This window comes from Aurantimonas sp. C2-5-R2, assembly GCF_036549495.1.
Taxonomy (GTDB): domain Bacteria; phylum Pseudomonadota; class Alphaproteobacteria; order Rhizobiales; family Rhizobiaceae; genus Aurantimonas; species Aurantimonas coralicida_A.
The window spans coordinates 151,954-158,223 of the sequence record NZ_JAZHLJ010000005.1 but is presented as its reverse complement, the minus strand read 5'-3'; the positions used below and the strand labels follow the sequence as shown (position 1 = coordinate 158,223).

The window sequence follows — 6,270 nt, the reverse complement described above, 5'->3', positions numbered from 1 at the left end:
GTCGCGGGGCGTGCCGCAGATGAAGACCACCGGCACCGGCGGCGCCGCCCGTGCCGAACAGACCAACACCGACAGCTGGGAAGAGTTCTGACCCCGGCCCGGGCAACCCGGCCGGTCATCGATAAATTCGGTCATCGGGGCCGGCGGGGACTTTAAGTTCTCGCCGGCCCTTCCATGTCCGCGGACGGACAAGCAGGGAGCGCGGTCATGCAATTGGAAGGCAATGTCGCCGTCATCACCGGTGCCGGCTCGGGCATCGGCAAGGAAATCGCCCTCGCCTTCGCGCGGGAGGGGGCCAAGGTCGCGGTCTGCGACATCGATAGGGCCGGGGCCGACGCGGTTGTCGTGGAACTGGAAGCGGCCGGCGCCGAAGCGATGGCGGTGACAATGGATGTCACCGACGAAAGCGCGGTGAACGCTGGCGTCGACGAAGTCGCGGCCCGATTCGGCCGCATCGACACGATGATCTCCAACGCCGGCATTCAGATCGTCCACCCGATCGAGGACTTTCCCTATGCCGAGTTTCGCAAGCTGGTGGCGATCCATCTCGACGGTTCGTTCTTGCTGACCAAGGCCTGCGTGAAACACATGTATCCGCAACAATCCGGCGCGCTGATCTACATGGGCTCGGTCCACAGCCACGAAGCCTCGGCGCTTAAAAGCGCCTATGTCGCGGCCAAGCACGGCATTCTCGGACTGTCCCGGGTGATGGCCAAGGAGGGCGCCAAACATGGGGTGCGCGCCAACACGATCTGCCCCGGTTTTGTGAAAACGCCGCTCGTGGAAAAGCAGATCCCCGAGCAGGCACGCGATCTTGGCATTTCCGAGCAGGAGGTCGTCGACCGGATCATGCTCGGGGAAACAGTCGACCAGGAATTCACGACGATGGCGGATGTCGCCGCGGTCGCCGTGTTCCTCGCCGCTTTCCCCTCGAACGCCCTCACCGGCCAGTCGATCGTGCCGAGCCATGGCTGGCACATGGCCTGACGCGATGCGCGTCCTATCTCTCTCGCCGAAAGAAGGAGTCTCCCATGGAAATCATCACCCTCCAGCCGATCGTCGCGCTGGTCGCCGGCATCCTGATCCTGATCATGCCACGGCTGCTCAGCTACATCGTCGCGTTCTATCTGATCTTCGTCGGATTGACCGCGATGTTCCCCGACTTCTTGACCCGCTTCGGCACAGCCGGCTGAGGTGCGGCGCCAGCGCGTCGGCAGGTCATCTGCGATGATACGGCGAAACTGACGGGCGGAAGACGGAACGCCGTCGCCGTTCGCCGCGAACTCACGCGAAAGGAGATCGTGATGACCCATCCCGTGATCGCTGAAGGCCGGATCGCCGTCGTCACCGGCGGCGCCTCCGGTATCGGGTTGGCCGCAGCCAAGCGCTTCGCCGAAGCCGGCATGACGGTCTGCCTCGTCGACCGGGCGGCCGAGCGCCTGGCCGAGGCGAAGGAATCGGTTTCGGCGCTGAGCCCGTCCGGCAGCGTGCTGACCTCGAACACCGACGTCGGCGACCGCGCGGCGGTCGAGGCATTGGCGAAGAACCTGTTCGGGCGCTTCGGGACGATTCACCTCGTCTTCGACAATGCCGGTATCCAGCCCGGCAGCGACATCTTCGGGCGAGTCGCCAATTGGGACATGGTGCTGCGCACCAATCTGCACGGGGTCATCCATGTCGCTCAAATCTTCGGCGAGCGGATGGTCGCGGAGGGCGAGCCGGGACTGATCGTCGTCACAGGCTCCAAGCAGGGCATCACCACGCCGCCGGGCGACCCCGCCTACAATGTCGCCAAGGCCGGGGTGAAGGCGTTTACCGAGGCGCTGCAGCATGATCTGCGCAACCGCGAAGGCTGCCGGATCGAGGCGCGCCTGATGATCCCCGGCTTCGTGTTCACGCCCTTGACCCAAAAGGGCCGCGCCGAGAAGCCGGATGCGGCATGGACGGCTGAGCAGACCGTCGAGTTCATGCTGGAAAGGCTCGGGACCGAGGATTTCTACATCCTCTGCCCGGATGGTGAGGTGACGCGGGAGATGGACGAAAAGCGCATCGCCTGGGCGGCTGGTGACCTCGTCGAGAACCGCCCGCCGCTGTCGCGCTGGCACCAGGACTGGGCCGAGAAGTTCAAGGCGTGGGCGGGGCGGAATTAGGACATTCGGCCGCGGTTCGCGCCGTCGCCAGCAGCGCCTCCACATCCACCACCCGTTCCAACGCGTCGGCGATCTCATCCAGCGCGGCCTCGACGCCGGCGCGGTAGCCGGGTCCGGCGGCCTCCAGCCCGAAGCGCGACAGATAGCGCCGGCGCCAGTCGTCGGCCCCGAACAACCCGTGCAGATAGGTGCCGAAGACGCGGCCATCGGCCGATGTCGCGCCGTCCGGCTGCCCGTCGATGAGGCACACCGGCCGGGCGCAGTCCGGGCCGCTCGTTCGACCGAGGTGGATCTCGTACCCTTCCAGTGGCTCGCCGTCGGGGGTTGTCGCGCGGGCCTCGCGCACGGTCTTTTCCGGCTCCATCACGGTTTCGACGTCGAGGAGGCCGAGCCCTTCCGCTTCGCGCACCGCCCCCTCGATGCCGTCCGGATCGCGGACGAGGCGCCCCAGCATCTGGTAGCCGCCGCACAGGCCGACGACATGGCCGCCGCGCGCATGATGGGCGGCAAGGTCCCGGTCCCAGCCATTGGCCCGGAAGGCGGCAAGATCGGCGATGGTCGATTTCGAGCCCGGAACGAGCACCAGCGCCGCGTCGGCCGGCAGGCTTTCGCCCGGTCGTATGAACGCGACCGCGATATCCGGCTCGGCCTTCAGCGGATCGAGATCGTCGAAATTGGCGATCCGGCCAAGCAGGGGAACGGCGATCTTGAGTTTGCCGGACTGGCCGCTGCGCGACAGGCGTTCCAGCGCGACGGAATCCTCGGCCGGCAGTTTCGCCGCGGCGCTCAGATGCGGCACGACGCCGAAGGACGGCCAACTGGTAAACCGGGTGATGGCGGCCAGCCCGTCGTCGAATAGCGAAACGTCGCCGCGGAACTTGTTGATCAGGAAGCCCGCCACCATCGCCCGGTCGTCTTCGGTCAGGATCGCATGGGTGCCGACGAGCGAGGCGATGACGCCGCCGCGATCGATGTCGCCGACGAGGATCACCGGCACCTTCGCGGCGGTGGCAAAACCCATATTGGCGATGTCGCCGGCTCGGAGATTGATTTCGGCCGGCGAGCCGGCGCCCTCGACGATGACGAGATCGGCCTCGGCCGAGAGTGCCGCGAAGCTGTCGAGCACGCTTTTGAGCAGCGCCGGTTTCAGGCGCTGGTAGTCGCGGCCCTTGGCCTCGCCGGCGACGCGGCCGCGAACCACGATCTGGCTGCCGGTCTCCGATTGCGGCTTCAGGAGCACCGGGTTCATGTCGACGGTCGGCGGCGTCCCGCAGGCGAGCGCCTGCAGCCATTGCGCCCGGCCGATCTCGCCGAAATCCGCCGTGCCGGGAATAGCGGCGACGGCCGCGTTGTTCGACATGTTCTGCGGCTTGAACGGGCGAACCGCGAGCCCGCGCCGGGCAAACAGCCGGCAGAGCCCGGCGACGAGCACCGTCTTGCCGACATCGGAGCCGGTGCCCTGCAGCATGATGGCGGCGGTCTGGCGCATGTTCCCTCCTCGCCCGACGCGCGGCGCAAGTCCAGTGCCCGGCCCGAGCTTGATCGTCCGGGATGTCTGTATTACATTTGAGAGAACGTAATACAGATGGGGCAGCCATGCAGACCTTCGGCAGTCGCGCGTTCAATCAGCAACATGGCCGCGTCAAGGAAGCGGCGCGGAAGGCTCCCGTTCGCATCACCGAGCGCGGAGAGCCGGCCTTCGTCCTGATGTCCGAGGCGGAATACCGGCGGCTATCACGCCAGCGGCCGACGCTTCTCGACTTCCTGGCCGATCCTCGTCCCGAAGCCGACTTCGATTTCTCCCCCGAGCGCGTGGACATCGCGACCCGGGACGTCGATCTTGGCTGATGCATTATCTGTTCGACACCAACGTTATTTCCGACAGCCGGCGGCCTGAGCGGACCAACGACCATTTCAGGGGCTTCATCGCGGCAATCGCGCCGGAGGATTTCGGCGTGTCGGTCGTGACGATCCTCGAAATCGAGTTCGGCATCCTGCGCCAGGAGAGGCGGGACGCGAACTTCGCGCGACTGCTGCGCGAATGGCTCGAAGCGCTGGTTCTGCCGCTGCTGGATAACCGCGTCATCGATGTGACGCTGCCGATCGCGCGTCGCTGCGCGACACTTCCGACGCCGAACAGCGCGTCCACGAACGACGCGCTCATTGCGGCAACGGCGCTGGAGCTGAAACTTCCTGTCGTCACCCGCAATATTGGCGATTTCGTACCATTCGGCGTCGAGATCATCGATCCCTGGCAGGCGGATCGCTCCGGTCCGCGCCCGCGATAAGCGGCTTGCCGCGCGTGCCCAGATCGAATTGGCGGTTGCCGGGCGACACCCGCTTTCGCAGACTCCGTTTGACCGTGTGGCCCTCCCGGTCTACCGGTTTTGACGAAACTGACGGTGCCCGGTTACGGGCTGAAACACATTCCGGTGCGGCCGACCCAAGCAGGGGGCCAAGACGGAACTGTCGGACCGAACCGTGCTCCGGATTCGCCGGGCCCGGCTCCTCCGGCGTCGAAACGAGATGAACGGAGGCCGATCATGAAGGCTCTGATGCTGTGCGGCCATGGTAGCCGCGACCAGGGCGCGATGACCGAGTTCGGCGGCTTGGCGGACAAGCTCCGCGCGCGCCTGCCGGACTGGCGTGTCGAACACGGCTATCTGGAATTCGCCAAGCCGGTCATTCGCGACGGTCTCGACCGCCTGCGGGAAAGCGGCGCGGACACCGTCCTGGCGCTGCCGGGGATGCTGTTCGCCGCCGGTCACGCCAAGAACGACATTCCCTCGGTCCTCAACACCTATGCGGCCGCCAACGGCCTTCAGATCGAATATGGCCGCGAGTTGGGCATCGATCCGAAGATGATCCGGGCCGCCGGCGATCGGATCAAGGCGTGCCTCGTCGCCGACGGCTGGCGCGAGGGCGAGCCGCTGCACGACACCATGCTGGTCGTGGTCGGACGCGGCGCCTCGGATCCAGACGCCAACTCCAACGTTTCCAAGGTCATGCGGATGCTGTGGGAGGGCCTTGGCTTCGGCTGGGGCGAGACCGCCTATTCGGGCGTCACCTTCCCGCTGGTCGAACCCGGCCTCGACCATGCCGCCCGGCTCGGCTACCGGCGTATCGTCGTCTTTCCCTATTTCCTATTCACCGGCGTGCTGGTGCGGCGGATCTACGACCAGACCGACAATGTCGCGGCCCGCCATCCCGAGATCCACTTCCTCAAGGCTGGCTATCTCGCCGCCCATGACCTCGTGGTGGAAACCTTCGTCGATCGCCTGAACGAGATCCTCGAAGGCACCAACAACATGAACTGCCAGATGTGCAAATATCGCGAGCAGGTGCTCGGCTTCGAGGCGGAGGTCGGGCTCGCCCAGGAAAGCCATCACCATCACGTCGAGGGCCTCGGCTCCTCGGCCGATTGCCTGCTCTGCGACACCGTCTGCACCGGCGCCTGCCGCGCGGCGGCGCGGGAACATGACCACGGTCATCAAATCGCCCACGGCACCGGGCATGTCCACCATGACCATACGCATGAAGGAGGGCAGGCGCATCATCACGATCATGACCACGGCCATTCGCATGGTGACGCCGGCCATCACCACCACCCCTATCCGCAGGCCGACCATCCGCTCGGTCCGCGGTCTATGAAAGCCGGGGCGATGCAGAAGGCGGCGGTGAGCAAGCCATGAAGCCGCTATTCGACCGCTACGCGATCGTCGACTGGTCCGCGTCCAACACGCCGACCACCGGGAAGGATTCGATCTGGATCGCCTTTGCCGAGCGCGACGGTGCCGAGACCCGGCTTCTCGAGACGGTGAACCCGCCGACCCGCAGTGCCGCGATGGCGAAGCTGCGCCAGTTCTTCCGCGACGCGCTGAGCGAGGACAAGCGCGTCTTCGCCGGCTTCGACTTCCCTTTCGGCTATCCGGCCGGCGCCACCGCCGCGATCGCCGGCGCGCCGGACTGGCGGGCGCTGTGGGGCTTTTTCGCCAACGCGCTCAAGGATCGCGATGATAATTTCTCCAACCGCTTCGAGGTCGCCGGCCGGCTGAACCGCGAGGCCTTGGCCACGGCGCCGATGTATTGGGGGCGGCCGATGCATCAGGAGATTCCGGGC

General features: G+C 66.3%; 7 protein-coding genes. 6 read left to right on the top strand and 1 reads right to left on the bottom strand.

Annotated elements, in window-relative coordinates:
* Positions 1 to 207: 207 nt before the first annotated feature.
* From VQ044_RS04470 to VQ044_RS04460, 3 genes are all read left to right on the top strand, one after another.
* Entirely contained in the window at positions 208 to 987 is a 780-nt protein-coding gene (locus tag VQ044_RS04470) for a 3-hydroxybutyrate dehydrogenase (RefSeq protein ID WP_327645497.1), read from the top strand.
* Positions 988 to 1,031: 44 nt separating this feature from the next.
* A complete protein-coding gene (locus VQ044_RS04465; protein ID WP_327622836.1) occupies positions 1,032 to 1,193 on the top strand; it encodes a DUF3096 domain-containing protein in 162 nt (53 codons plus the stop codon).
* A gap of 111 nt (positions 1,194 to 1,304) precedes the next feature.
* Entirely contained in the window at positions 1,305 to 2,150 is an 846-nt protein-coding gene (locus VQ044_RS04460) for an SDR family NAD(P)-dependent oxidoreductase (RefSeq protein ID WP_327645495.1), read from the top strand.
* Here the strand turns inward: VQ044_RS04460 and VQ044_RS04455 are convergent.
* Positions 2,125 to 3,639: a cobyric acid synthase gene (locus VQ044_RS04455; protein WP_327645494.1), complete on the bottom strand. Its 1,515-nt coding sequence runs from the start codon at positions 3,637 to 3,639 to the stop codon at positions 2,125 to 2,127. The genes VQ044_RS04460 and VQ044_RS04455 overlap by 26 nt on opposite strands.
* Positions 3,640 to 3,746: 107 nt before the next feature.
* Between VQ044_RS04455 and VQ044_RS04450 the strand changes: the two genes are divergently transcribed.
* From VQ044_RS04450 to VQ044_RS04440, 3 genes are all read left to right on the top strand, one after another.
* Complete coding sequence (locus tag VQ044_RS04450) at positions 3,747 to 3,998, top strand: type II toxin-antitoxin system Phd/YefM family antitoxin (protein ID WP_327622830.1); 252 nt, start codon at positions 3,747 to 3,749, stop codon at positions 3,996 to 3,998.
* Entirely contained in the window at positions 3,998 to 4,438 is a 441-nt protein-coding gene (locus VQ044_RS04445) for a type II toxin-antitoxin system VapC family toxin (RefSeq protein ID WP_327645493.1), read from the top strand. The genes VQ044_RS04450 and VQ044_RS04445 overlap by 1 nt, the downstream gene beginning before the upstream one ends.
* 255 nt (positions 4,439 to 4,693) lie before the next feature.
* Positions 4,694 to 5,842, top strand: a complete 1,149-nt coding sequence (locus VQ044_RS04440) for a sirohydrochlorin chelatase (RefSeq protein WP_327645492.1) — start codon at positions 4,694 to 4,696, stop codon at positions 5,840 to 5,842.
* Positions 5,843 to 6,270 lie beyond the last annotated feature (428 nt).

Excerpts from the sequence above, each read along its gene's own strand:
- VQ044_RS04460 (WP_327645495.1), top strand. The coding sequence starts at position 1,305 with ATGACCCATCCCGTGATCGCTGAAGGCCGGATCGCCGTCGTCACCGGC.
- VQ044_RS04470 (WP_327645497.1), top strand. The coding sequence starts at position 208 with ATGCAATTGGAAGGCAATGTCGCCGTCATCACCGGTGCCGGCTCGGGC.
- VQ044_RS04440 (WP_327645492.1), top strand. The coding sequence starts at position 4,694 with ATGAAGGCTCTGATGCTGTGCGGCCATGGTAGCCGCGACCAGGGCGCG.
- VQ044_RS04455 (WP_327645494.1), bottom strand. The coding sequence starts at position 3,639 with ATGCGCCAGACCGCCGCCATCATGCTGCAGGGCACCGGCTCCGATGTC.
- VQ044_RS04450 (WP_327622830.1), top strand. The coding sequence starts at position 3,747 with ATGCAGACCTTCGGCAGTCGCGCGTTCAATCAGCAACATGGCCGCGTC.
- VQ044_RS04445 (WP_327645493.1), top strand. The coding sequence starts at position 3,998 with ATGCATTATCTGTTCGACACCAACGTTATTTCCGACAGCCGGCGGCCT.
- VQ044_RS04465 (WP_327622836.1), top strand. The coding sequence starts at position 1,032 with ATGGAAATCATCACCCTCCAGCCGATCGTCGCGCTGGTCGCCGGCATC.